Genomic DNA, 21,673 nt, shown 5'->3' with positions numbered 1-21,673 from the left:
GTTCAGTCCTTGGCGTTATAGACACGACGCACCAGATAAACCGGCCGGCGTTTTGATTCGATGTAGGTGCGGCCCAGGTACTCGCCGAGCACCCCGATGCCGATCAGTTGCAGCCCGCCGAGAAAGGTTACGGCCACCATCAGCGACGCGTAGCCCGGCAAATCGATGCCGGAAATCAACGTGCGCAAGATGATAAAAATGGCAAATGAGAAAGACACCACGGACACGAACAGCCCCAGATAGGTCCAGACCTTGAGCGGGTCGGTACTGAAACTGGTGATGCCTTCCAGCGCGAAATTCCACAGGCGCCAACCATTGAACTTGGTTTCGCCTGCCACCCGCTCCGGGCGCTCGTAATCGACATGCGTGGTACGAAACCCGACCCAGGCGAACAGGCCTTTCATAAAACGCCGGGACTCGGGCAAGGTCTGCAAGGCATCGACCACACAGCGGTCCATCAACCGAAAATCGCCGACATCCTTGGGCAACGGCTGATCAGAGATTTTGTTGTGCAGGCGGTAGAACCAATTGGCTGAGGTTTTCTTGGCCCAGGAATCGGTCTTGCGACTCACACGATGGCCCAGCACCACTTCATAGCCTTGTCGCCAAAGGGCAATCATCTGCAGGATCACCTCCGGCGGGTCCTGCAAATCGACATCGATCGGCACCACCACCTGGCCGGTGGCTGTCTGCAAGCCCGCGGTCAACGCCGCCTCCTTGCCGAAATTACGGCTCAGATCGACGATCCGCACACGCGGGTCAGACTTCTGGCGTTCCAGAAGAATGTCCAGCGTCGCGTCGGTGCTGCCGTCATTGACGAACACCATTTCCAGACCGACCAGCGCCTCATCCTTGAAGACATCAGTAATCCGCGCGATGAACAAATCAATGGTCGCAGCTTCATTGAAAACCGGGATGACGAGCGAAAGCGCCACATGCCCGGTGAGTTGCGTTCCGTGCTGATGAGTCAATGGGATTGCTCTTTTTTATAGTGATTTTTCAACAATCTTCGGTCGCCGGGGTGTTTTCCAGCGCCATGAACCGAGTCGTATTAAGCAGGAGCATGAAGGGTGATGCAAGGGCGTAACTGCGGCGGTTTTGGCCATTCTTTCAGAGCCCGCTCATTTGTAGGAAAAGCCCTCAAATCATTGGAAACAAATGCCCGATGGCCAAAAAAACCAGCTCCGCTAGGCTTGCTGACATGCGGCACACAGGTTGTCGCAATTGACCATCGCATGGAGCGAGCTGAATGTATTTTGAGATTTACAGGCAATCAAAAGGCACCCCGAGCACCGGTAAAGGACAGTGGCGCTGGCGGTTACGGGCGGGGAACCATGAGACGGTTGCCAGTGGGGAGTCGTATGTGAACAAGGCGGATTGTTTGCATGTGATCGAGTTGATCAAGGGGGTGCAGGGGGAGACCCCGGTCAAGGAAATCTAAAGGATTGAGCCGGCTGCTCATGCTTGATGGGCAGCTCCTGGATCCCGAGCTCGACAATGCTGGCGAGACGTTATTGACTGCACCACCCTGATTAGGAGTTTGGTTTCAATGGAGATACAGGAAATCAGGCGGCGCCTCGCGACACCTGCCATCAAGTTCGTCGCCGGCGGGTTCCGACCTACGCTTAAGGATGAGGAAAGCTGGCTTGGCAAAGTATTCCTTTTCCGCCCGGATGAAACGGTGCCCAAAAACGATGCGGGCGAGGAGCTGCAACCCTATGCTCAGTTCTTTCTTCCCTGCCTGCCGTTTTCCAGCCTCGCCCTGAAGGGGATTCGTGTACTGACAGTCTTTGTCTCTGATCCGTTTCCCGAACCCTTTGAACCAATGGGCAACAACTGGCTCATTCGGGAATACACATTTGATGATGTGCTGGTACGCAAAGAACTGCCGGTAGCAAACACCTTCATCAAGCCCTTTGCGCTGAAGGCCGAATTGGTGGAAGAGGACTTTCCACTCTGGGACGGTGGCGGTATTCCCAGAGATCTTGAGATTGAAATACTCAACCTTGAGCGATCAGGACAAATTGAATCCTATTACGACCTGATCACTCACACCTACGAACACAAAATCGGCGGCTATCCCTCGTTCTGTCAGTCCGGCATCGACCCCGGCGATGATTTTGAATTCGTGTTCCAGATTTCGTCCGACTCAAAAATCAATTTGAATGTCGTGGACAGCGGAAGCCTGATGTTCTGGAAAAACAAAATCACCGGAACATGGGCCATCTACTACGATTTCTACTAGTAAAAAGATGCAGCGCCTTCGTCCATTAGTGAACGAGCACGGGCACAAACTCCTGCCTAAAAAAAGCCTCGCAACATTGCGCCATGAGGTTTTTTCTTGAGCGCGTGATGTGCTTGTGCACACGGCCGTGACACCGCTCACCCGCTAGACTTCCAACGATCCCTGCCCCATCGCAGCGCCAAACGCGCCCACCCCCAGCCTTGATCTAGACGCTTCCCATGCTGTATACCTAAAAAGACCCTAAGCCACACCGCAGGAAAAAACACCGTCTTATGCATGGAATCACACGTATCGATCGCCTTGCCGGCCCACTTTCCGCATCCCTGATTGCGCACTGTGGGCCTCACGTCAAACGCTGCGCTGAAGCAGCCACAGGGCTTGTTCCTCGCCTCTTTGCACTCCTCGCTGTAAACCACCTGCGACCTCGTTTGTCGGACTGGTGCGCCCATCGGCGCCATTGCTCCGTCCCTCCGCCTGCTTGCTTCTGATCGTTAGCCTCTGAACCGGCGCACCCCTCTCCCGTTTTTTCGCGGAGTTCGTGCTCGTCTGGCTTTTCCATCTGAACTCATCACTTTCTGAGCGAGACATCGCCCGGTCGGCCTTCGCGCCTCGAACCGTGCCCGTCAGCTCCAGACCCCAGTTTTTATTGGCCCAGAACCCCTCATGAGGCGGCTTTGCGTCAAGCCCACCACGGTACAAGGAGTAACAATCAATGATTTTTTTCCAGGGAAAAAGAATATTCAGCGCCATCTTTGACATGGATGGCACCATGTTTGACACCGAACGCCTGCGTTTCAAAACCCTCAAACAAGCCTCCAATGAGATTTTCGGCAAGCCATTGAGCGAGGAAACCCTGATTGGCTCGCTGGGCCTGAGCGCCAAGAAGGCCGAGGCCCTGGCGAAAGCCCACAATGGTGAAGACTTCCCTTACGCCGAGATCCGCCAGCGCGCCGACGAGCTTGAGCTGGCGTTTGTGCGCAATGAGGGTGTGCCGATCAAGCCGGGGTTGCTGGAAGTGCTGGAGCGCTTGCGCAAGTACGGCCTGACCATGGCGGTCGCGACCTCAAGCCGTCGGGCGATTGCCGAGGAATACTTGATCAATGCCAATGTGCTCAAGTATTTCGACATCACCGTGTGTGGCGACGAAGTCAGCCAGGGCAAGCCTCATCCAGAGATCTTCCTGCGGGCGGCCAGCGCGCTCAATTGCGAGCCGGGCCATTGCTTCATGGTCGAGGATTCGGAAAATGGCCTGCTCTCGGCGATCCGTGCCGAGGGGCAGCCGATCCTGATCGAGGACATCAAGCCACCCGCGCCCGAGGTCAAGGCCGGTGCGCTCAAGGCTTACGGCAACATGCAGGAGTTTCTCGGTGACCTGACCGAATGCATGCCCGACCTTGGGACACCCGAGCTGACCGAGACGTTTCCTCAGGCACTCAACCAGTTTCGCGTGGGCATCCACGGCTTCGGCGCCATGGGCGGCGGCTACCTGACGCAGATTTTCTCCCACTGGGACGGCTACACCCGGCCCTGTGAAATCATCGGCGCCACCCGCTCGCGCATGCTTCGTGAAACGGTCGAGGCCTTCGGCCGGTTCAGCGTGCGCTACAGCGCCACGTCCTTCGACCAGACCATCGAAAACCTGCGGATGATCGACATGGACGACGCCGAAGCGGTGATCGATATGTACGACGTCGCGGAAATCGTCGGCCTGAGCCTGCCGGAGCCCGCCATCCGCAAACAGGCCGATGTGATTGCCAAGGGCCTGATCCGCCGTTTCGAACGCCGACGGCGCGAGCTGACTATCCTGATCGTGCTGAACAAGGTCGGTGGCGCTGCTTTCGTGCGCCGCCACGTCGAAGCGCAGTTGCTGCTTCTGGTGTCCCCTGAGACCTGCGAGCAGATCCTGGACAAAACGCACTTTGCCGAAACGGTCGTCAGCCGCATTGTCTCGAAGATTTCCAACGAGGCCCTGCTCAGGCAGCTGCGAATCAAATCGAAGATCTTTCAGAACAGCCTGAGCGACGAACCAAGCGCCCCCCAAGCGCCGACGACCGCAAAGGCGCCCGAATACGAACGGCTGATCGGTCGCTTCCGGCCCTTCGCCCAGTCGAGCAACGCCCTCAGCCAGATGCACTTGATCCTGTTCAACAGCGAACCGGACATGCCCCTCTACGTCGAGCGCGGCAGCAACCTGCTCGAGCGGCTGCGACAAGTGAAAACCGTGGAAGACATCACCCAGACCCAGGTCATCAAAAACCTCCTGTGGAATGGCCCCCACGCGATCATTGCCTGGTACGCCAGCCTGTTGGGCTATTCGTGGCTGGGCCAGGGCATGGGCGACCCGCGCGTCAGCGCATTGGCCGAACGCTTGATCCGCAAAGAAGTCGGCCCGGCGCTGATCGCCGAAAACCCACACATGTACGAAGCCGTCGCGGGCTTCGCTAAAACTTTCCTCGAACGCTGCAACACCTCCTTCAAAGACCCCTGCGCCCGCGTCGGCCGCGACCCGCTGCGCAAACTGCAACGCAACGAACGCATCCTGCGCAGCATTGACCTGGCCCGAAAACACGGCATCGACGCCTCCGGCCTGGAGTTCGGCACCGCGCTGGCCCTGCACTACGCCTTGCGCTCTACGGATAGCAAGGATCAGGAGAGCCAGTTGATGCGTACGCTTTATGACGAAAGCGGGAGTGTCGAGGCGATGCTGACGTATACGGGGAGCTATAACGGCAAGCCGTATCCGGGGCTGGATCCGGTCAAGGATGCAGGGTTGGTTGAGGGGATTGGTGGGCATTTCGAGCGGCTGGTGAAGCCGGATTCCGAGCATTGGGGGTGGCCGGTGCAGGATTAACTGGAAGAGGATTCGTCGTAACAACAGAAACCCAAAGCCCCGCAGCTTATTCAGCTACGGGGCTTTTTCATGCCTTGGCGCAAAGGTAGGGTTCGTCCTCCTTCGCGCGCCCATCAGGAGCGCTCCAGACCATTACAGTCGGTGCTTTCGACCTGAATTAGCCCTAAACATCTCCACTACGAACCCTGCCGTTACACAGGGGTCATAACTAGTGACGGCATCGCGACTGAACAAAGGCCTTGGGCCTGTTTCATTCGGGAGCGAAGCTTGCGATTCACACATTTCAGGGTGCGCCGGATAACGCTCAGTAGGCTCAGCCCCTGTTCGATGCAGGCGCGGACTGCTGCCCCCATCCAATGCTCCCTTATCGGAGTACGGATATGACTCGGTCAATGCGGTTCTTCCTATCAATCGTCCTCGCCACAGCATCATTGGCATCGGCAAGCATCCTGAACAATGCAGGTGCGGCCACTGCCGAGGATTTGAATACCGACTCTCGACAAGCGCTGCAAACACTCTACAAAGCCACTCCTTTCGCCGAAACCATCGCGCACAATGCCAAAGCTATTCTGATCTTCCCGAAAATCATCAAGGCGGGCCTGGTGTTCGGCGGTAGCTATGGCGAAGGCGTATTACTGAAGGGCAAGCAAGTAGAGGGTTATTACAACTCCGTCACCGGCTCATGGGGGCTGCAAGCCGGGGCCCAGTCTTACGGCTACGCGGTTTTCCTGATGACCGACAAAGCGGTGAATTACGTCCGTGAGACCAAGGGCTGGGAAATCGGTGTAGGGCCAACCGTTGTTGTGGTTGATGAAGGCGTTGCGAAGAACTTGTCCAGCTCGACGCTGAAGGACGACGCGTACGCGTTTATCTTGTAGTGGTCAACTAATCCCGGACACGACGTTAAGTTTTTCTTCGGCCCGAGCTGGCGCCAGCCCACCATTGAATTGATGGGGTCGAACCCAGTTGTACCGATGCATCAAGAAATGGCTGATATCGCGCTGGGCTTCTTGAGCCGTTCGGTAACCCGTGGTCGGTATCCATTCCGTTTTCAAGCTGCGGAACACGCGCTCCATTGGCGCGTTGTCCCAGCAATTCCCCCGGCGACTCATGCTCTGGCGCATGCGATAACGCCACAGCCGCTGGCGAAATAAACGACTCGCATACTGCGACCCTTGATCCGAGTGAAACAGCAGGCCCTGAGGTCTTCCGCGCTGCTCGTAAGCCATATCCAGCGCCTTGATAACCAGATCGGCGTCCGGCTTTTCCGACAACGCCCAGCCCACCACCCGGCGCGTGCAAAGATCCAGCACGACAGCCAGGTAATGCCATTTCCCCTGGGCCCAGATGTAGGTGATGTCGCCGCACCACACCTGGTTGGGTGCCGGAACATCGAACTCCCGATTCAAGATGTTCGGGATATCCAACCGTTCAACCGTCGCTCGTTTATAGGCATGTGATCCGGGCTGTTTACTGACGAGGTCAAGCTCACGCATCAGGCTGCGCACTTTGAATCGACCGAGCTGCTCACCGTCGTCACGCATCAGCGACAGGATGCTGCGGCTGCCCGCAGCACTGCGACTTTGCGAGAACAGCTCGCTCACCCGGCTGCGCAACCGAAGCCGTTCGACATCAGGCGTTCGGCGCCTAAGGTGCTGGGCGTAGTAGCACGAACGGGTGACTTCAAACACCTTGCACAGCCAATCAATCGGCTCATGGACGCTCAGCTGATTGATCAGCGCGTACGCTCGTGATCTTCCGACATCAAGAGCGCGGTAGCCTTTTTTAATATCGATTTTTCCCGTTCAAGGCGGGCGATCCGGGCTTCCAGCTCCTGGATTTTCTGCTGTTCCGGGGTCAGCGCTTTGCTCTGCGGAGTGACGCCTTGGCGCTCCTGCTGAACCTGATCAACCCAGCGGCGCAGGGCCGACTCGCCGACGCCGAGTGAACGGCTGGCTTCGATGTAGCTGTAGTTTTGTTTGAGCACGAGGTCGGCAGCCTCGCGTTTGAATTCAGCAGAAAAGGAACGGCGTTGTTTGGTCATTTGACACCTCGATCTGGCGAGCATTCTCACCTAAATGGGTGTCCGGTTTCATTAGACCACTACATCTTCGATCAACAAGGGTTAATGGCTGGGGTCAGCATCGAAGGAACAAAGATCTCGCTGATCAAGCGCTAAATTTGCCGTGAACAAAACGTCGAAAACGAAAAAGCCCCCGTAATCAGCGATGATTACGGGGGCTTCGTCTTGTTCAATAATGGCGGAGAGATAGGGATCTCGCCCCCCTTCATGCGTTCCTGCATACCGCTTAAGGCCAGAAAATACGGTGCTTTCGCCCTTTCCTCACGGTCTATAGCGGCCCCGCATCTGCCCTGATTTTGCCCTGAAGGGGAGCAGCCTTCCCCCCTCTTCGTTTGAGCCGAACGAGAATCTCCCTTAGCAACGCTTGCAGATACTGCTCTTAAGGCGCGACCTTTGTGGCGTCAATGATCAGAGTGGAGAAGCATTTTTATTGGTACGCCACGGAAACGCGCTCAAGGTCACTGGTATCAGGCAGATCACCCGCGATGGACTCGAGAATGTCGGTCACGGTCAATAGCCCGATAACCCCGCCACGCTCATTGATCACGAACGCAATGTGCGTGGACTCCCTGCGCATCTGCTCAAGCGCATTGAGGATCGTCAGGCTACCAGCCAACCGGACTGCAGGGCGGATAAACTCTTCGAACTGCGGGGGCTGTCCGGCTAACAGTGCTTTGAGCACATCCTTTTTATGAACGAAACCATCCGCCTCGCTCAACCGGCCATTGCGGATCACCGGTAGCCGGGAATGAGGAGAGTTCATCAAGGCGCTCTCCAATTCCGTCTGAGACTGGCACAAGTCGAAGCGATCAATTTCATCGCTTGGCGTCATGATGGTGCGAATAGTACGTTCTGCCAGCTTCAAGACTCCGCTGATCATGACGCGCTCGCGCCGATCAAAAACAGGCCCCAGGCCATCGCTCCCGACCAGGTCAACAATTTCCTCCCCCACTTCGTCCTGTTCCAGTTGTTTGCCACCCAACAAACGCAAAACGGCGTGTGCTGTTCTGACTCGCATCGAGTGCTGGCCCTGCAAGGACTTCTTGCGCCGTGCACGGGCAATCTGGTTGAACAATTCGATGAGGATTGAGAAGCCAATGGCTGCGTAGAGGTAGCCCTTTGGAATGTGGAAGCCAAGGCCCTCCGCCGTAAGGCTGAAGCCAATCATCATCAAGAACCCCAGACACAGCATGATCACAGTGGGGTGTGAGTTGACGAACTGGGTTAGCGGCTTGCTGGCGACAATCATGATACCGATAGAGAAAATAACGGCGATCATCATGATCGAGAGTTCATCAACCATCCCTACCGCCGTGATAACGGCATCCAGCGAGAAGACGGCATCCAGCACCACAATCTGCAGAACAATCGGCCAGAAAAGCGCGTAGCTGACGTTGCCCGAGCGTTGTGCCACATGCCCTTCGAGACGCTCATGCAGTTCCATCGTCGCTTTGAACAGCAGGAACACACCGCCAAACAGCAAAATCAGGTCTCGGCCGGAGAATGCATGCTCAAAAACAGTGATCAGCGGTTGGGTCAGCGTCACCATCCACGAAATACCCGCGAGCAGGCCCAGTCGCATGATGAGTGCAAGCGAGAGCCCTATGACGCGTGCCCGGTCGCGTTGCTCAGGTGGCAATTTGTCGGCAAGAATTGCAATAAAAACCAGATTGTCTATTCCGAGGACCAGTTCCAACACAATCAGTGTCAGCAATCCAAGCCACGCGGTAGGGTCCGCAATCCATTCCATAATTAATTACTTAACCTCAAGGTTGTTCAGATTTTTGTGCGTTATTAACGATGCAACACAGAGAGGAAGTTTGCGCGGGGAGAGCAAATTCAGCGCTCTTCGAATCGTTCAAGCGCTCGAGCCAGACTAGCATCTGACAGCTCACCTAGATGACTACTGATTAATCTGCCGTCTGAGCTATAGAAAAGGGTCGTTGGCAGCGCCATCGAACCCACAATCTGGCCAAGTCGCCCACCGCCGTCATACAAAATGTTGTTCAGGCTAAGGTTTTGACTGGAAAGGAACTTGTTGACGATATCCGATCCTTCGCCCTGGTTCACGAAGAGGAAGTTCACGCCCGGGTGTGCGGCCTGAGCTTTCTGTAATACGGGCATTTCACGACGGCAGGGTGGGCACCAGGTGGCCCACAGGTTGATCACCAGCGGACGCCCTTGATAGTGCGTCAGTTGCACAGTCTCTCCTGTGCTCGTGCGCACAGGAATATCCGGCAGGCGCGTCCCCTGCTCGTAGACGCTCAACGAAAATGTTCCAAGGCCCCAGAGGAGCATGCCACTGACCACCGACGCCGCCAGTGATCGGCGCAATGTGGCGCTTTTCCAGCCTAAAATTAGCGCCCCGAATACCACCGCAATGATGCCCGGCAAAGTGAGAAAGCCGCCATCACGCACATCGATCATGCGCCACAGGTCAGTCCCGTAGTGTTCCCTGTAAACCAGTACGAAGCTCGCTCGCGCAACCAAAAGCCCCAGCATCAATAGCCAGAAAAGCACTGAGTCCAGGCGTCCCTTACCCTCTTTGGCCACACGACGTCCAATCACGGTGGCGACCACTAACGCGCCAATCAGCAGCAGATGACTCAGTGAAATGACAAAGCTGCCAATATTGAAAGTAAGCATCAACGACCTTCCTTGGTTATGTTCCAGCGTCGAAGAAACGCCTCGGCATCAACTTGCCCGGTTATACGCTGACTACGACGCTCTTCTGTGTCCGGCCCAATCCATAAAAAGCTCGGAGGCCCCGGGACCTTGTAGCGGCTCAACAATTCACGGCTATCAGCGTTGTCAGTTGTCACGTCCAGACGCAGCAGGCGCACTTCTTTCAACGCGTCCATGACGTGGGGCTTGCCGAACACTTCCTTTTCCATCACTCGACAGGACACGCACCAATCGGCGTAATAATCCAATAGCACCCATTGACTACTTTCCTTCGCCGAATCCAGCGCGTTTTGCAGTTCCGTCGGCGTCTTGATGGTCGAGAACGCATCATGCCCCGACGGCTGCGATGGCGCATTGGTCGCGGACGCACTATAGACTTTCAAAGGTCGCCACAGATCATCCGAGCCCCCAGCAGCGCCGACCACAAGCAGACTCCCCCAGACACCGAACACCACAGAAGCAATGCCGAATACATGAGTCGTGCGGCCCGCTGGCTGGCGTTGATGCCACACGGCATATGCCAGCATCAGCGACAACGCGCCCCACAGGCCGATCCAAACGGACTCATCCAGTACGGGTCTGAGCATGTAGATTGCTGTTCCCAGAAACAGGAAACCGAAGGCACCTTTGAGCAAGTTCATCCATGTCCCTGGTTTAGGCAGGAAGCGATTGCCGACAGTGACGAGCAACAACAAGGGAAGACCAATGCCCAAGCCCATGGCAAACAGGACAAGACCGCCGTGCAGCCCGTTGCCGCTTTGCGCGATGTACAGCAACGCACCAGCGAGGGGGGCTGTCATGCAGGGGCCTACCAATAGTCCCGACAATGCTCCCAGGACTCCGGCCCCGACCAGGCTGCCACCGTTACGCTGACGACTGGCATTCTCCAGGCGATCGCGCAGAAAGGCAGGCAACTGCAACTCGAAAAAGCCAAACATCGGCAATGACAGCAAAATAAAGACCGCGGCGAAACTTCCCAGTATCCACGGCTGCTGCAGCAATGCCTGTAAATTGGCACCCAGCATGGCAGCAAGCACACCCATGGCGGCGTATACCAACGCCATGCAAAACACATAGCTGCCAGCCAGGGCAAAACCGCGCCGTGGGCTAGCGCCACTGCCGACGACCAACCCTGCAAGAATCGGCAACATGGGAAGAGAACAAGGGGCAAACGCCAACAACAAGCCCAAGCCGAAGAAGATCAGCAAGCTCCAGCCAAGTGATCGCTGCTGAAGGCCGCTGGCAAGCGCCTGATCAGGCGCTTCGCCAGGGTTGGTTACCGACGGGTTGCCGCCCAGGTCAACGACCAAAGACTGTGGTGGATAGCACAAACCCGCATCGGCGCAGCCCTGCCAACCTACCTTGATTTTGCCGACAGCCGCTGCTGGAAGCTTCAGTTCCAGCCCCTGCCGATAGACTTGCTGAGTACCGAAAAACTCATCGCTGTGAACTTCACCGTCAGGAAACGGTGGAACATGCTCTTGGGCCAAACCCTCAAATGTTAAACGTTGCTGATACAGGTAATACCCTTCGGCGACTTGCCAGTAGAGCTGTGTTTCTCCAGAGGGAAGACGCTGAGAACTGAACGCAAATGCATTTTCTGCGGGAAGAAACTCAGGTTTAACATCAAATAGACTGCCTCCCGCATAGGTAAAGCCTGAAAATAACATCAATAGCAAGGTGAAAAAACGGCGCATAAGATGGCCCTAAGTGCTGAAAACCGCGAGAAGATAGCACACACTAATTAAAATAAATTTAACAATAGAAACGGAAGTAACCTGCACACTGCGGCATTACTCAAAACCTTATTAATGCAGAGCAATGCAATCCATGCCAGGTATGACTAACAAGTAGGGATTTGACTACACAGTCTAATTCTTGAGCGCTCCAGACAAGTCAATAAATTTACTCAGCGCGCAATAAGGAAAATCCCTGATCATTTACCGTCGAAGAAATCAACGAGTAGTGGTTTGACCAATGTAGGGCACTCCTCCATCAACCAATGACCACAGCCAGGCAGCACGTGACCTTGTACGTTCGCGGCATACTTATTCATCTGATCAATTTGAGTCTGACCAAGACTGCCCCGTCCGTCGCCCGCTACTGCCAGTAGCGGCATAGTCAGTTTGCTTTGAGCCAACAGTGCTTTGTTCTGCAGCACAGATTGTGGAAGCGCACGATAGTATTCGAATGCAGCGTGCAGGGTGTGAGGCTTCGAATACGATTTAGCGTAAAGTCCAATCAACTCTTCAGTAAACACCTCCTGCTTCTCAGCATGCTTCTTGATGAAGTGAGAGAAAAAGACCTTTTCCTTTCCCGAAATCAAAGTTTCTGGCAATGCTCCATCCGCTGAAAAAAAGCTAAAGTGCCAAGCTGTTGACTCACCTTGCGGGGTAAACGCCGGAAAGGTGTACATCAGTTCGTCCGGAATGACCGACTCAAGATAGGCGACCCTGGCAATATCTTTTTGATGCTTTACCAGCATCGGATAAGTTGCCCAAACACCAATATCATGAGCCACTAAATTAAACGGTGCATCTGGACTAAAGCGTTTAGCAAAAGCGTATATATATGGAGACACCTCTTGGCCTGTATACGAGGTCTTGAGCGGCTCTGACAACCCTAGACCGGGAAGATCCACGGCGATGACTCTGTGCTTTTTCGCCAATTCAGGCATGAGTTGATGCCACTCATACCATGACTGACCGAAGCCATGCACCATCAGTATTAAAGGCCCGCTTCCACCCGCAACATAGTGCATTTTCAGGCCATTGACTTCTTCAAAGCCTCTTTCGAATCCCGCAGGGACGGGAAACTCCTCAGTCGCCAACACGGAGAAAGAACACATCACACCACAGACTGCAAACACAACATTCTTTATGAGTTTATTCATAAGTCCCACTTTTACGAAACACAAAAGAGACGGACTTTTTTCTCTCCGCGTCTCTGTTTATATAAAACCTGGCGGCTTCAGTCTTTTAGACGGTCAAGCTGCAAATCCACCATCAATGCTCAGGCTAGCGCCAGTAATAAATCCGGCTTCCGGCCCAGCAAGGTATGCAACGAAGCTGGCAATTTCTTCATCTTTTCCGTATCGGCCTAGCGCCATTAACTGTTTCAGTTGGCTAGCGGTCTCACCGTCGGCTGGATTCATATCGGTATCGACCGGTCCGGGTTGAACATTGTTGACAGTAATGCGGCGTGGCCCCAAGTCTCGCGCCAAGCCTTTGGTAAAACCAACGAGCGACGCTTTAGTCATTGCATACACGGCACCGCCGGCAACTGGAACTCGGTCAGCATTAATGCTGCCAATATTAATAATGCGGCCACCCAAACTCATATGACGTACGGCTTCTTGACTGGCAATAATCACACCCCTTACGTTGACAGCCAATGCAAGGTCAATTTCCGCCAATGTCAGATCTTCCAGTGCGCCCCATGGGAGAACGCCTGCATTATTTATCAGGATATCCAGGCTGCCAAAATGCTCTACTGCTTGGCGTACAGCTTTCTGCAATGCTTCAGGATCAGCACTGTCAGCACGAATAGCAACAACATTGCCCCCGGCGATAGTGATCTCGTTTACGAGTATTTTAGCTTCGTCTGGCGAGGAACGATAAGTGAATGCAACGCCTGCGCCCTCACGTGCCAGACGTTTAACAATGGCAGCCCCGATTCCTCGGGAACCCCCTTGTACAAAGGCAACTTTTCCTTGGAAATTTCTCGTGATATTCATTTTTATTAAATCTCAGTAGGGTTTTACAAGACAAACTCACGCTTAGCAGCTTTTAATAATTAAGCATGCAAAAGTTCAGAGCAACTCAACGATATTTAAAGTACATTTCCATACAGTTGAATCAGTCTATGCTATTCACAGGATACGATTAAGTCCCTAAAATTCACTAATCTAGGTCCTGCACGGAATCAATTGGCATGATTAAGAACCAATTTGTTGAGATCCGGAATTTCGTCACGGTGGCCCAGACAGGCAGCTTCACCTCGGCTGCCCAGGCTTTGGGAATGACCGGTTCGGCTTTGAGCAAAAGCATCATGCGACTGGAGACACGCTTGGGAACCAAGCTGTTGCACAGGACCACCAGGCGAGTGAGCTTGACCAATGATGGTGACTCCTACCTCTCCGACTGCCAGAGCGCCATGGCCATCCTAGATGAGGCCGAAAACCGATTGGGCAGTGAGCAGCAGTTACCTGCCGGTCGTGTACGCATTGAATTGCCCACAGCATTTGGACGCAGGTATATCTTGCCCACCCTGATAGAACTGTCGACACGGTACGAACAGCTAGAGCTGGCGGTAACCTTCAGCGATCGAACCGTTGATTTAATGGGCGACGGGATTGACTTAGCGGTGCGTGTGGGACCGCTCGATAATAATGTCGATTTGGTCGCGCGTAGATTGGGCGAGCAGCGCCGAGTTATCTGCGGTTCCCCCTCTTATCTCGCGCGTCGCGGTGTGCCACAGATAGCTAAGGACCTTTCGCAACACGACTGTGTCATCGGATGGCCTTTAGGCCAACGGCCTAGCTGGTTACTCAAAAACGGGGAAGGCGTGACGCAAGCTTATGAAATCCCCGTACGCCATGAGATAGGAGATTGCGAAGCAATTTTAGCTGCAACTCTGGCGGGCTGCGGTTTGGCCCAGGTACCTACATGGTTGGTGGAAGAGCACCTACGATCAGGCACGCTCGTGTCTGTGCTCGACGATCAAGCAGGAGACGATATGCCTATTCACGCTATTTGGATCAAGACCCCCTACATCCAGCCAAAGATGCGCGTGATCATTGAAGAGTTACTCCTTTTGGCGCAGACATCAGGCAGTAGATTTCGCGCAGGTTAGCTCAAAAATTTAGCCGATAAATTGACAATCTGCGCATTGATACTTAGGTGTGCTGCGCCGATAAGGCCTCTGGCCGTGTGCGCGAACTCCGGGCTGGGGCCAGGCGGCTTTAGCGACCGGGGCATACGGCGCAAACTCGCCCGTGGCCGTCATGCACATCGCTACTTTGCAGTACGCGTCGACGTAGGACTGCTGTTTTGGCGGCATCGCAATGGCGATACCCCTGACATCGCAGCTGCTCAGTTCAAGGCTCAAGCAGTAGCAGAATCTCTCGATGTCCCGCGGGTACTGATGATGGTTATCGGAATGAGTAAGCAGGGTCAGTAGACCCATGCGACTCCATATTGGGTTCGGCGCGCACCGATTTCTTCGGAGGCCATTAGAGCCGATGCGGCAGCGTTGAGTCGTCGGTTTATTGATCCGACCGGTTCACCGTCGACGGTCGCCAAACACCCATCACACACACCTGAACGCAATGAGCCATGCTGGTGCGGCCGCGGCACAAAATTCAAGAAGTGCCACGGTCGTTAAATGGGTTGGGCTAGAGCGGCCTGTGACGGTCTTTTAGAGGCTTTTTTTGCCCTAAAACTGCCCTAAACAAAACTACAGAAACGAAAAAGCCCCTGAAATCTTTAACAATTTCAGGGGCTTCGTCTTATTCAATAATGGCGGAGAGATAGGGATTCGAACCCTAGGTACCGGTGAAGGTACAACGGATTTCGAATCCGTCCCATTCGGCCACTCTGGCATCTCTCCAACGGCGCGCATCATAACAACACTTTCGCAGGAAGCGAAGCCCCTTAAGCAAAATTTTTCCGTGCTATCAGATGCTTGCGTCGATTAAAGCGGTACACCCAGACGATTGGCGACTTCTTCGTAGGCTTCGATGACGTCACCGAGGCCCTGACGGAAGCGGTCCTTGTCCATTTTCTTGCCGGTGGCCTTGTCCCACAGGCGGCAGCCGTCCGGGCTGAATTCGTCGCCCAAGACGATGGAGCCGTCCGAGAACACGCCGAATTCGAGTTTGAAGTCGACCAGCAACAGGCCGGCGTCGTCGAACAGTTTGCTCAGGACTTCGTTGACCTTGAGCGACAGTTCTTTCATGCGAACCAGTTGCTCGGCGGTGCCCCAACCGAAAGCCACAACGTGGGATTCGTTGATGAACGGGTCGCCCTTGGCGTCGTCCTTCAGGAACAGTTCGAAGGTGTAAGGGTTGAGCTTCAGGCCTTCTTCGACGCCCAGACGCTTGACCAGGCTGCCGGCGGCGTAGTTACGCACGACGCACTCGACCGGGATCATGTCGAGTTTTTTCACCAGGCACTCGTTGTCGCCCAGCAGTTTGTCGAATTGGGTCGGTACGCCGGCCGCTTCGAGTTTCTGCATGATGAAGGCGTTGAACTTGTTGTTCACCATGCCTTTGCGGTCGAGCTGCTCGATGCGCTTGCCGTCGAACGCCGAGGTGTCGTTGCGAAACAGCAGGATCAAGCGGTCAGCGTCGTCGGTCTTGAAAACCGATTTGGCTTTGCCGCGGTAGAGTTCTTCACGTTTTTCCATGATGGGCTCCGCTTGCTAAGTAGGTGGGCTAGGCGATGTGTCGCCAGTCGAGCCCTGAATCTTGATCGGCCAGTTGCAGCCAGTCCGGGTCGCACCCGAGGGTGTCGACAAAACATTGCCGGGCCAGCTGCGGCAGGTTGTTCTTGCTGCTCAGATGGGCCAGGACCAGGTGTTGCAGGCCTTGCCAGCCCAACTCGGACACCAGGAATGCCGCCTGGTGGTTGTTCAAATGTCCCAGTTCACCGCCCACCCGCTGCTTCAGGAAGTAGGGGTAGTGACCGCGAGCCAGCATGTCACGGCAATGGTTGGACTCAATCATCAACGCATCGAGGTCCCGATAGCCGTCCAGCACCTTGCTGCAATACGAACCCAGGTCGGTCAACAGGCCGAAGCGCCGCTCACCGTCATTGAACACGTACTGCGTCGGCTCTTGCGCATCGTGGGCCACGGCAATGACTTCGATGTTCAGGGCGCCAATTTGCAATTGCTCGCCGCCGGCCAGGAAGCCCGCGGGTTCGATCGGTTTGCGCATCCCGCGCAGGGTACCGCGACTGAGGTAGACAGGCAGATTGTAGCGCCGAGACAGCAAACCCACGCCATGCACGTGGTCGGCATGTTCGTGGGTCACAAGTATCGCGCTCAACTGCGCCGGGTTCACACCCAGGCGCAGCAGGCGTTTTTCGGTTTCCCGCAGGGAGAAACCACAATCCACCAGCACATACGTGTCAGCGCTGGCTATCAGCGTGCCGTTCCCTTGGCTACCGCTGCCGAGAACGGCAAAACGCATGTGATCAGCCCAGGTTGTCCTGAATCACGCTCAACACTTTGCGAGCCACTTCTGCCGGCGCCACGGTGTTGATGTTTTTCTCGACGGTGACTTGGACGTTCTCGCCGACCTTGCTCAGGCGAACCTGATAACGCTCGGCACGGGCTTCAACTTCTTCCTTGGTCGGCGCACTGCCGAACAGGCTGCTGAAGAAGCCAGGCTTCTCGTCTTTCTTCTCGGCTTTTTCGGACAGGTTGATGTAGTACAAGCCCAGGCTGCGGTTGATGTCTTCAACGCGCCACTCGCCTTGCTCCAGCGCACGACCGACGCTCGACCAGGCACGATCCAGGTCCGGACCGACGTTCAGGATCGGGTTGCCGCTACCGTCTTCGCTCAAGCTGACACGATTCGGCGTCTCGAAATCACGGGAAGCCAGCATCGAGACCGAACCGCCCTTCTCGGACGTGCGGCTCATGCTCGCAAGCATGTCGTCGACCAGTGCCGCGTCCAGACCAGTGTTGACCGAACGGTTGGTGAAGTCGACGTCGGCGGTGCTGCCGGCCGGGCGCTGGGCGCTGACCACGTAGATTTCACTGGTGTTGCGCTGCACGCCTGGCTCAATGCGGACCCGCACGCGGGTTTCGCTGTCGGCACTGACGCCGGCCGCGCTCAGGCGCTTGGCCATGGCGGCGGACAGTTCGTCGGAATGCTGCCAGGTGGTGGTGAATTCGCCGGTTTGCGGGCGTTGTTCATCCAGGCGGAAACCGTTGTCCTGGAAGAATTGCACGGCCACAGGCCAGGCTTCGGCTGGTGGGTGTTGGCCCATGACCCAGCTCGAGTCACCGCTTTTTTGCAGGGTGTAGTCGCTGGCGTCAGCAACTGCCGACAGCGGCTGCGGACGCGGCACGATGTATTCGCCCTTGGCAGTGTCATCGGCCACGTTACGCGGGATCGGCAACAGCGGATCCAGACGTTTGGCGGTTTGGACATCCGGTGGCAGTTGCATCGGTGCAGTCTGTTGCGCTTCCAGGTAATCGCTACCACGGTCACGGAAGTAACCTTCCGGGCCCCAGATCCATCCACAGCCACTGGTGCTGGAGATAATCAAGGCAAGTGCGGAAAGTCCGGCCATTCGCTTCATGCGTTGTACTTCCTCAATTAAACCAGGACGCCGGACTGGCGCATGGCCTGCCGCAGCGGTTCGTGACAGGCAGCGCTGAGCCAGGTGAGCGGCAGACGGATACCGTCCGGCATCAAGCCCATTTCATGCAGTGCCCATTTCACGGGGATAGGGTTGGATTCGATAAACAGGGTCTTGTTGAGCGGCATCAGCTTTTCGTGGATGGCCCGAGCGGTTACGGCGTCGCCCTTGAGCGCGGCGTTGCACAGGTCGGCCATGTCACGCGGGGCGACGTTGGCGGTCACCGAGATGTTGCCTTTGCCACCCAGCAGGATCAGCTCGACAGCCGTGGCGTCGTCACCGGAGATCACCAGGAAGTCTTTGCTGACACCGTCGATGATCGCTTTGGCACGGCCCAGGTCGCCGGTGGCTTCCTTGATACCGATGATGTTTTTCACGGTCGACAGGCGGATCACGGTCTCGGCCTGCATGTCGCACGCGGTGCGGCCAGGCACGTTATAAAGGATCTGCGGGATATCGACGGCTTCGGCGATCGCCTTGAAGTGCTGGTACAGGCCTTCCTGGGTCGGCTTGTTGTAATACGGCGTAACCAGCAGGCAGGCGTCGGCGCCGGCGCTCTTGGCGTTGGTGGTCAGCTCGATGGCTTCGCGCGTCGAGTTCGCACCAGTACCGGCGATGACCGGGATGCGCCCTGCAACCTGCTTGACCACGTAACGAATCACTTCGATGTGTTCGTTCACGTCTAGCGTGGCCGATTCACCTGTAGTGCCGACCGCCACGATCGCGTGGGTGCCGTTTTGCAGGTGAAAGTCCACCAGTTTGCTCAGGCTGTCCCAGTCGAGACGACCTTGTGCATCCATGGGTGTGACCAGTGCCACCATACTGCCCGCAATCATGCAACCGCTCCTGCCGGAAAAAGAGAGCCGTAATGGTACTGGCGCCAAGATGCTTGTACAAGCGAAGTACTGCGCTGCTGCCATTCCCCTTGGCGCTGCTTTTCGCTACCCTTCAGACTTTGATCGGTACTGATAAGCTCGTACGCCGGGTTCCAGCCTCCATTTTCGGCATCACAAGCCCCGATCCAGCGTTGCCACCCCTCGCTCCCGCCACTCTGGAGCACGTTGCAACCTTCGGCTCGGGTTTTCTGAATTCGTCTGCGCAGGGTCGCCCCCGGTAAAAAAAGCCCGTAGAAGTATCGACCGCTCATCGCTTTAGGAATGCTGCATGTCCACCCCCACAGTTCGCGAACAATTCCTTGTCATCAGTGCCCTCGGCGCCAACCCCATGGAGCTGACTAACGTCCTGTGCCGCGCCAGCCATGAAAACCGCTGCGCCGTGGTCACTTCTCGCCTGACCCGTCATGGCGAGTGCAGTGCCCTGATCCTCGAGATCTCCGGCAGCTGGGACGCCCTGGCCCGCCTGGAAGGCAGCCTGCCGATCCTCGCCAAGAAGCACGCCTTCACGGTCAACGTGGTGCGTAGCGCGGCCCTGGAGAACCGTCCACAGGCCCTGCCTTACGTTGCCTATGTCAGCTCGGCCTACCGCTCGGACATCATCAACGAGTTGTGCCAGTTCTTCATGGACCACAACGTCGAGTTGGAAAACCTGACCTGCGACACGTATCAGGCGCCGCAAACCGGCGGCACCATGCTTAACGCCACGTTTACCGTGACGCTGCCGGCCGGCGTGCAAATCAGCTGGCTGCGCGATCAGTTCCTGGATTTCGCCGACGCGCTGAACCTGGACGCCCTGATCGAACCGTGGCGCCCACAAAACCCAATGTAAGGAAGCTTTCATGGCCGTTGCTATCGACCAACCGGTTACCGACTTCGAAGCACCCGCCACCAGCGGGCAGACCGTCAGTCTCGCCAGCCTCAAAGGCAAGCAAGTGGTGATCTACTTCTACCCGAAGGACAGCACCCCGGGCTGCACGACCCAGGGCCAGGGCTTTCGCGATCAGTTGGATGCCTTTAAAGCCGCCAACACCGAAGTCTTCGGCGTGTCCCGCGACAGCCTGAAATCCCACGAGAACTTCAAGGCCAAGCAGGCGTTTACCTTCGAGCTGATCAGCGACAAGGAAGAAGCGCTTTGCCAGCTGTTTGACGTGATCAAGCTGAAAAAGCTCTACGGCAAGGAATACATGGGTGTTGATCGCAGCACGTTCCTGATCGACAAGGATGGTGTGCTGCGTCAGGAATGGCGCGGTGTGAAGGTGCCGGGGCATGTGGATGCGGTTTTGGCTGCCGCTCAGGCCCTGAACAAGGCCTGATATCGAAAAAGATCGCAGCCTTCGGCAGCTCCTACAGGATCGATATTTATCCGCAACAATTTCGGCAATCACCGTGCCTGTAGGCGCTGCCGCAGACTGCGATCTTTTTGCATCACCACCACTCTAAAGCAACGGCGCTACCACCGGCTCCTTGCGCGGCCACGCATCCAGCACAGCCTTGAACAGCGTCGCCAGGGGAATCGCAAAGAACACCCCCCAGAAGCCCCACAGCCCGCCAAACAAAAGCACCGCGCAAATGATCGCCACCGGGTGCAGGTTGACCGCCTCCGAGAACAGCAGCGGCACCAGCACGTTGCCGTCCAGGGTCTGAATGATCCCGTAGACCGCCATCAGGTAGATGAACTGATCACTCCAGCCCCATTGGAACAAGGCGATCAGCATGACCGGCACGGTGACCACTACTGCGCCGACGTAAGGCACCACCACCGACACGCCCACCAGCAACGCCAACAGCGCCGCATAGTTGAGCCCCAGAACGACGAAACCGATGTAGGTCACGCCACCGCAGATGAAAATCTCGATGACCTTGCCGCGAATGTAATTGGCGATCTGCCGATTCATCTCATGGGCGACACGGGTGATCAAGGCGCGTTCACGCGGCAGGTAACCGCGAACCCATTGCCCGATCATTTCCCGATCCTTCAGGAAGAAGAACACCAGGATAGGCACCAGCACCAGGTAGATCATGATATTGACCAGCAGCGGCAGGCTCGACAACGAGAATGTCAGCGCCCACTGACCAAACTTGCCGATCTCGCCCCGGGCCACTTCAATGGCCTGCAGCACCTGTTCGTCGGACACCAGGTGCGGGTAGCGTTCAGGCAGCAGCAACAGCAGCGACTGCCACTTGGCGAGCATGCCGGGCAGTTCGTTGAACAACGTGATCAGCTGATGCCAAAGCAACGGCACAACGACCACTATGAACACCAACAACAGCCCCATAAACAACGCGAAAACCAGCCCCACCGCCGCGCCACCGGGCACGCGCAGACGCTCAAGGGTGACAACCAGCCCTTGCATCAGATACGCCAGCACCATCCCGGCCAGCACCGGCGCAAGCATGCCACCCAACGTGAGCACGGCGGTAAAGCCCAGGATCAGCAGCACCGCCAGCACCACGGCTTCTTCATCGGAGAAGTAGCGCTGAATCCAGTCGCGTAACACTTTGAACATCAATAATCCTTAGTAACGAACGCAGCCGGCT

General features: G+C 56.1%; 20 protein-coding genes, 1 tRNA gene and 2 pseudogenes. 9 read left to right on the top strand and 14 right to left on the bottom strand.

The features are described 5' to 3' along the window. Positions 1-2: 2 nt before the first annotated feature. A complete protein-coding gene (locus ACA071_RS07160) occupies positions 3-971 on the bottom strand; it encodes a glycosyltransferase family 2 protein (RefSeq protein WP_497643727.1) in 969 nt (322 codons plus the stop codon). 278 nt (positions 972-1,249) lie between these two features. Here ACA071_RS07160 and ACA071_RS07155 point away from each other — a divergent pair, with 278 nt between their 5' ends. Further along, entirely contained in the window at positions 1,250-1,441 is a 192-nt protein-coding gene (locus tag ACA071_RS07155) for a YegP family protein (RefSeq protein WP_007958030.1), read from the top strand. Positions 1,442-1,549: 108 nt separating this feature from the next. Continuing rightward, positions 1,550-2,245: a DUF1963 domain-containing protein gene (locus tag ACA071_RS07150; RefSeq protein ID WP_497643726.1), complete on the top strand. Its 696-nt coding sequence runs from the start codon at positions 1,550-1,552 to the stop codon at positions 2,243-2,245. 348 nt (positions 2,246-2,593) lie between these two features. Here the strand turns inward: ACA071_RS07150 and ACA071_RS07145 are convergent, their stop codons facing one another. Continuing rightward, a complete protein-coding gene (locus ACA071_RS07145; protein WP_497645419.1) occupies positions 2,594-3,004 on the bottom strand; it encodes a hypothetical protein in 411 nt (136 codons plus the stop codon). On the opposite strand from ACA071_RS07145, the gene mtlD reads away from it, so the two are divergent. Beyond that, a complete protein-coding gene (gene mtlD / locus ACA071_RS07140; RefSeq protein ID WP_497643725.1) occupies positions 2,958-5,096 on the top strand; it encodes a bifunctional mannitol-1-phosphate dehydrogenase/phosphatase in 2,139 nt (712 codons plus the stop codon). The genes ACA071_RS07145 and mtlD overlap by 47 nt on opposite strands. 380 nt (positions 5,097-5,476) lie before the next feature. Next, positions 5,477-5,968: pseudogene (locus ACA071_RS07135) on the top strand (lipid-binding SYLF domain-containing protein); the annotation flags it as partial. A gap of 9 nt (positions 5,969-5,977) precedes the next feature. Here ACA071_RS07135 and ACA071_RS07130 read toward each other — a convergent pair. Next, positions 5,978-7,140, bottom strand: a protein-coding gene (locus tag ACA071_RS07130; RefSeq protein ID WP_497303756.1) for an IS3 family transposase whose coding sequence is annotated in 2 segments (ribosomal slippage) — positions 5,978-6,885 and positions 6,885-7,140 — 1,164 coding nt in all. Because the reading frame shifts where the segments join, the coding sequence is not laid out codon by codon here. Between the two features lie 60 nt (positions 7,141-7,200). Between ACA071_RS07130 and ACA071_RS07125 the strand changes: the two are divergent. Beyond that, positions 7,201-7,275: pseudogene (locus ACA071_RS07125) on the top strand (lipid-binding SYLF domain-containing protein); the annotation flags it as partial. Positions 7,276-7,606: 331 nt separating this feature from the next. Here the strand turns inward: ACA071_RS07125 and ACA071_RS07120 are convergent. The 5 genes from ACA071_RS07120 to ACA071_RS07100 form a co-directional block, all read right to left on the bottom strand. Beyond that, entirely contained in the window at positions 7,607-8,929 is a 1,323-nt protein-coding gene (locus ACA071_RS07120; protein ID WP_497643724.1) for a TerC family protein, read from the bottom strand. An 89-nt stretch (positions 8,930-9,018) separates the two neighbouring features. Further along, positions 9,019-9,825 carry a prolipoprotein diacylglyceryl transferase family protein gene (locus ACA071_RS07115; RefSeq protein ID WP_497643723.1) on the bottom strand — a complete coding sequence of 269 codons (807 nt, stop codon included), beginning with the start codon at positions 9,823-9,825 and terminating at the stop codon, positions 9,019-9,021. After that, the gene (gene dsbD, locus ACA071_RS07110) at positions 9,825-11,561 is read right to left on the bottom strand and encodes a protein-disulfide reductase DsbD (RefSeq protein WP_497643722.1); all 1,737 of its coding nucleotides are present in this window, start codon (positions 11,559-11,561) and stop codon (positions 9,825-9,827) included. Before dsbD ends, ACA071_RS07115 begins: the two co-directional genes overlap by 1 nt. A gap of 239 nt (positions 11,562-11,800) precedes the next feature. Beyond that, on the bottom strand, positions 11,801-12,757 hold the full coding sequence (locus ACA071_RS07105; protein ID WP_497643721.1) for an alpha/beta fold hydrolase: 957 nt from the start codon (positions 12,755-12,757) through the stop codon (positions 11,801-11,803). Positions 12,758-12,850: 93 nt separating this feature from the next. Then, entirely contained in the window at positions 12,851-13,600 is a 750-nt protein-coding gene (locus ACA071_RS07100; protein WP_497643720.1) for a 3-oxoacyl-ACP reductase family protein, read from the bottom strand. A gap of 197 nt (positions 13,601-13,797) precedes the next feature. Between ACA071_RS07100 and ACA071_RS07095 the strand changes: the two genes are divergently transcribed. Together ACA071_RS07095 and ACA071_RS07090 are read left to right on the top strand one after the other, a co-directional pair. Next, entirely contained in the window at positions 13,798-14,718 is a 921-nt protein-coding gene (locus ACA071_RS07095) for a LysR family transcriptional regulator (protein ID WP_497643719.1), read from the top strand. A 399-nt stretch (positions 14,719-15,117) separates the two neighbouring features. Continuing rightward, positions 15,118-15,249, top strand: coding sequence for an SEC-C metal-binding domain-containing protein (locus ACA071_RS07090; protein WP_497643718.1), 132 nt, complete (start codon positions 15,118-15,120; stop codon positions 15,247-15,249). 135 nt (positions 15,250-15,384) lie between these two features. Here the strand turns inward: ACA071_RS07090 and ACA071_RS07085 are convergent. The 5 genes from ACA071_RS07085 to dapA all read right to left on the bottom strand — a co-directional run bounded on the left by ACA071_RS07085 (position 15,385) and on the right by dapA (position 19,075). Then, positions 15,385-15,474: transfer RNA gene (locus tag ACA071_RS07085), tRNA-Ser, on the bottom strand. 84 nt (positions 15,475-15,558) lie between these two features. Beyond that, a complete protein-coding gene (gene purC / locus ACA071_RS07080) occupies positions 15,559-16,272 on the bottom strand; it encodes a phosphoribosylaminoimidazolesuccinocarboxamide synthase (protein ID WP_123507616.1) in 714 nt (237 codons plus the stop codon). 28 nt (positions 16,273-16,300) lie between these two features. Further along, entirely contained in the window at positions 16,301-17,059 is a 759-nt protein-coding gene (locus ACA071_RS07075) for an MBL fold metallo-hydrolase (protein ID WP_201195251.1), read from the bottom strand. A gap of 4 nt (positions 17,060-17,063) precedes the next feature. Beyond that, on the bottom strand, positions 17,064-18,179 hold the full coding sequence (gene bamC, locus ACA071_RS07070; RefSeq protein WP_497643717.1) for an NlpB/DapX family lipoprotein: 1,116 nt from the start codon (positions 18,177-18,179) through the stop codon (positions 17,064-17,066). Between the two features lie 17 nt (positions 18,180-18,196). After that, positions 18,197-19,075 (bottom strand): 4-hydroxy-tetrahydrodipicolinate synthase, encoded by an 879-nt coding sequence (gene dapA, locus ACA071_RS07065; RefSeq protein WP_169371180.1) that lies wholly within the window; start codon positions 19,073-19,075, stop codon positions 18,197-18,199. A 328-nt stretch (positions 19,076-19,403) separates the two neighbouring features. Here dapA and ACA071_RS07060 point away from each other — a divergent pair, with 328 nt between their 5' ends. Both ACA071_RS07060 and ACA071_RS07055 read left to right on the top strand, forming a co-directional pair. Beyond that, entirely contained in the window at positions 19,404-19,964 is a 561-nt protein-coding gene (locus ACA071_RS07060) for a glycine cleavage system transcriptional repressor (RefSeq protein WP_054046705.1), read from the top strand. 10 nt (positions 19,965-19,974) lie between these two features. Next, positions 19,975-20,448: a peroxiredoxin gene (locus ACA071_RS07055; protein ID WP_497643716.1), complete on the top strand. Its 474-nt coding sequence runs from the start codon at positions 19,975-19,977 to the stop codon at positions 20,446-20,448. Positions 20,449-20,571: 123 nt separating this feature from the next. Here ACA071_RS07055 and ACA071_RS07050 read toward each other — a convergent pair whose 3' ends face one another. Continuing rightward, positions 20,572-21,642 (bottom strand): AI-2E family transporter, encoded by a 1,071-nt coding sequence (locus ACA071_RS07050; protein WP_169371181.1) that lies wholly within the window; start codon positions 21,640-21,642, stop codon positions 20,572-20,574. Positions 21,643-21,673: the final 31 nt, after the last annotated feature.

It is taken from the genome of Pseudomonas sp. LBUM1646 (assembly GCF_059716165.1).
This window is presented reverse-complemented; position numbering and strand designations above follow the sequence as displayed.